This window comes from Citrobacter sp. R-1.5.2, assembly GCF_035064245.1.
Classification (GTDB): Bacteria; Pseudomonadota; Gammaproteobacteria; order Enterobacterales; family Enterobacteriaceae; genus Citrobacter.
Genome location: NZ_JASEYC010000053.1, coordinates 1 through 3,176 on the forward strand (window position 1 = coordinate 1; position 3,176 = coordinate 3,176).

Consider the following 3,176-nt stretch of genomic DNA (forward strand, 5'->3'; position numbering starts at 1 on the left):
TATTGAACTGTCAGGAGCTGGCTGCACAACAGCCATTACGCCCAATCAACTGGTGCAGTCGTCTTCTGAAAATGACACGCGCCGGTTGCCTTGGCGGGCTTGTCACAAACCTACGTTTTCAAGAAGAAGGAAACCGCATGCCCCGCCGTTCGATCCTCTCCGCCGCCGAGCGCGAAAGCCTGCTGGCGTTGCCGGACACCAAGGATGAGTTGATCCGTCACTACACGTTCAGCGAAAGCGACCTCTCCATCATCCGGCAGCGGCGCGGCCCGGCCAATCGGCTGGGCTTCGCGGTGCAGCTCTGCTACCTGCGCTTTCCCGGCGTCATCCTTGGCGCTGATGAGCCACCGTTCCCGCCATTGCTGAGACTGGTCGCCAACCAGCTCAAGGTCGGCATCGAAAGCTGGGACGAGTACGGGCAGCGTGAGCAGACCCGACGCGAGCACCTGGTCGAGCTGCAAACGGTGTTCGGCTTCCAGCCGTTCACGATTGGCCACTACCGGCAGGCTGTCCAGTTGCTGACCGAGCTGGCCATGCAAACCGACAAGGGCATCGTGCTGGCCAGAGCCTTGATCGAGCACCTGCGGCGGCAGTCGGTCATTGTGCCCGCCCTCAACGCCGTCGAGCGGGCGAGCGCCGAAGCGATTACCCGCGCCAACCGGCGTCTCTACGACGCCTTGGCTGAGCCGCTGACGGACGTGCATCGCCGTCGCCTCGACGATCTGCTCAAGCGCCGCGACAACGGCAAGACGACGTGGCTGGCCTGGCTGCGGCAATCCCCGGTCAAACCGAACTCGCGGCACATGCTGGAACACATCGAACGCCTCAAGGCGTGGCAGGCGCTCGACCTGCCCTCCGGCATCGAGCGGCTGGTTCACCAGAACCGGCTGCTCAAGATCGCCCGCGAGGGCGGCCAGATGACGCCCGCCGACCTGGCGAAGTTCGAGCCGCAGCGGCGTTACGCGACCCTGGTGGCGCTCGCCATCGAGGGCATGGCCACCGTCACCGACGAAATCATCGACCTGCATGACCGCATCCTGGGCAAGCTGTTCAATGCCGCCAAGAACAAGCATCAGCAGCAGTTCCAGGCATCCGGCAAGGCGATCAATGCCAAGGTGCGGCTGTTCGGGCGCATCGGCCAGGCGCTGATCGAGGCCAAGCAAGCGGGCCGCGATCCGTTCGCCGCCATCGAGGCCGTCATGTCCTGGGATGCTTTCGCCGAGAGCGTCACCGAAGCGCAGCGGCTCGCGCAACCCGAGGACTTCGATTTCCTGCACCGCATCGGCGAGAGCTACGCCACGCTGCGCCGCTACGCGCCGGAATTTCTCGACGTGCTCAAGTTGCGGGCCGCGCCCGCCGCCAAGGACGTACTCGACGCCATCGAGGTGCTGCGCAGCATGAACAGCGACAACGCCCGCAAGGTGCCCACCGACGCGCCGACCGAGTTCATCAAGCCGCGCTGGCAGAAGCTGGTGATGACCGACACCGGCATCGACCGGCGCTACTACGAACTGTGCGCGCTGTCGGAGCTGAAGAACGCGCTGCGCTCCGGCGACATCTGGGTGCAAGGCTCGCGCCAGTTCAAGGACTTCGAGGACTACCTGGTGCCGCCCGCGAAATTCGCCAGCCTCAAGCAGGCCAGCGAATTGCCGCTGGCCGTGGCCACCGATTGCGACCAGTACCTGCATGACCGGCTGACGCTGCTGGAAACGCAGCTCGCCACCGTCAACCGCATGGCGCTGGCCAACGAGCTGCCGGACGCCATCATCACGGAGTCGGGCCTGAAGATCACGCCGCTCGATGCGGCGGTGCCCGATACCGCACAGGCCCTGATCGACCAGACGGCGATGATCCTACCGCACGTCAAGATCACCGAATTGCTGCTGGAGGTAGACGAATGGACGGGCTTCACCCGGCACTTCGCCCACCTGAAGTCAGGCGACCTGGCCAAGGACAAAAACCTGTTGCTGACCACGATCCTCGCCGACGCGATCAACCTGGGCCTGACCAAGATGGCGGAATCGTGCCCCGGCACGACCTACGCCAAGCTGGCCTGGCTGCAAGCCTGGCACATCCGCGACGAAACCTACGGGGCGGCACTGGCCGAGCTGGTCAACGCGCAGTTCCGACATCCCTTCGCCGAGCATTGGGGCGACGGCACCACGTCATCGTCGGACGGCCAGAACTTCCGCACCGGCAGCAAGGCCGAGAGCACCGGCCACATCAATCCGAAATACGGCAGCAGCCCAGGGCGGACGTTCTACACCCATATCTCCGACCAGTACGCGCCGTTCCACACCAAGGTCGTGAACGTCGGCGTGCGCGACTCGACCTACGTGCTCGACGGCCTGCTGTATCACGAATCCGACCTGCGGATCGAGGAGCACTACACCGACACGGCAGGGTTCACGGACCACGTCTTCGCGTTGATGCACCTGCTGGGCTTCCGCTTCGCCCCGCGCATTCGTGACCTGGGCGACACCAAGCTCTACATCCCGAAGGGCGATGCCACCTACGAGGCGTTGAAACCGATGATCGGCGGCACGCTCAACATCAAGCACGTCCGCGCCCATTGGGATGAAATCCTGCGGATGGCCACCTCGATCAAGCAGGGCACGGCGACGGCCTCGCTGATGCTCAGGAAGCTTGGCAGCTACCCGCGCCAGAACGGCCTGGCCGTCGCCCTGCGTGAGCTGGGACGCATCGAGCGCACACTGTTCATCCTGGACTGGCTGCAAAGCGTCGAGCTGCGCCGCCGCGTGCATGCCGGGCTGAACAAAGGCGAGGCGCGCAACGCGCTGGCCCGCGCCGTGTTCTTCAACCGCCTGGGGGAAATCCGCGACCGCAGCTTCGAGCAGCAGCGCTACCGGGCCAGCGGCCTCAACCTGGTGACGGCGGCCATCGTGCTATGGAACACGGTCTATCTGGAGCGGGCCGCGAACGCCTTGCGTGGCCACGGTCAAGCCGTCGATGACGGCCTGTTGCAGTACCTGTCGCCGCTCGGCTGGGAGCACATCAACCTGACCGGCGATTACCTCTGGCGCAGCAGCGCCAAGATCGGCGCGGGCAAGTTCAGGCCGCTACGGCCGCTGCAACCGGCTTAGCGTGCTTTATTTAATGAGATGGTCACTCCCTCCTTCCCGGTACTATGCTGAGGACAGGCTTTCATTCGGAGA

Annotated in this window: 1 protein-coding gene and 1 pseudogene; one reads left to right on the forward strand and one right to left on the reverse strand. The window is 64.6% G+C overall.

The window, feature by feature from the left end; all coding sequences use genetic code 11:
- Positions 1 to 10: 10 nt before the first annotated feature.
- Positions 11 to 76, reverse strand: a pseudogene (locus tag QMN38_RS27230) (EAL domain-containing protein); the annotation flags it as partial.
- Between the two features lie 61 nt (positions 77 to 137).
- Between QMN38_RS27230 and QMN38_RS26405 the strand changes: the two are divergent.
- Positions 138 to 3,104 carry a Tn3-like element ISPa38 family transposase gene (locus QMN38_RS26405; protein WP_003100881.1) on the forward strand — a complete coding sequence of 989 codons (2,967 nt, stop codon included), beginning with the start codon at positions 138 to 140 and terminating at the stop codon, positions 3,102 to 3,104.
- Positions 3,105 to 3,176 lie beyond the last annotated feature (72 nt).

Coding starts and splice junctions, on each gene's coding strand:
- QMN38_RS26405 (WP_003100881.1), top strand. CDS start 138: ATGCCCCGCCGTTCGATCCTCTCCGCCGCCGAGCGCGAAAGCCTGCTG.